Source organism: Rhizobium sp. 01T444 (assembly GCF_056398305.1).
This window is the reverse complement of the sequence record NZ_JBFTPD010000139.1, coordinates 1-797: the sequence shown is the minus strand read 5'-3', so window position 1 is coordinate 797 and position 797 is coordinate 1. Positions and strand designations below refer to the sequence as shown.

1 protein-coding gene is annotated in these 797 nt (G+C 65.9%); it reads right to left on the bottom strand.

The annotated features are described in order from the left end of the window. Positions 1 to 777, bottom strand: a 777-nt coding sequence (gene serA, locus AC1DTN_RS37600; RefSeq protein ID WP_477925204.1) for a phosphoglycerate dehydrogenase, incomplete at its 3' end; no start/stop codon positions are given. Between the last annotated feature and the right edge of the window lie 20 nt (positions 778 to 797).

The window sequence follows — 797 nt, the reverse complement described above, 5'->3', positions numbered from 1 at the left end:
GAGCAGCTTCTTCTGCTTCAAGGCCTCGGCCAGCGCCTCGATCACGACCACCGTTCCGCGCGAGGCGTTGATCAGGATCGCGCCGGGCTTCATGGCGGCGATCTCGGCGGCGCCGATCATCCATTGCGTGGCCTGCGTCTCGGGCACGTGCAGGGTCACGATGTCGCTTTGCGCCAGCAGCTCGGGCAGCAGCTTGACCTGGCGCGCATTGCCCAGCGGCAGCTTGGTGACCACGTCGAAGAAGGCCACTTGCATGCCCAGCGCCTCGGCCAGCACCGAAAGCTGCGCGCCAATGGAGCCATAGCCCACGATACCCAGCGTCTTGCCCCGGATCTCGAAGGCGCTCTCGGCCGACTTGAGCCAGCCGCCGCGGTGCGCGACCGCGCTCTTCTCGGGCACGCCGCGCAGCAGCAGAATGGCCTCGGCCAGCACCAGCTCGGCGACCGAGCGGGTATTGGAATAAGGCGCATTGAAGACGGCCACGCCGTGCTCGCGCGCCGCATCCAGGTCGACCTGGTTGGTACCGATGCAGAAACACCCCACCGCCACCAGCTTGTGCGCTACCGCGAACACCTCGGCCGTGAGCTGCGTGCGCGAGCGGATGCCCAGGAAGTGCACATCGGCGATGCGCGCCTTGAGCTCTTCGTCGCTCAGCGCACCGGACACCGACTCGATGTTGGTGTAGCCCGCGGCCTTCAATACTTCGAGCGCCGAAGGGTGGATGCCCTCGAGCAGGAGGAACTTGATCTTGCTTTTATCGAGGGAGGTCTTGCTCATAGGCCCGCATTGTGCAGCGC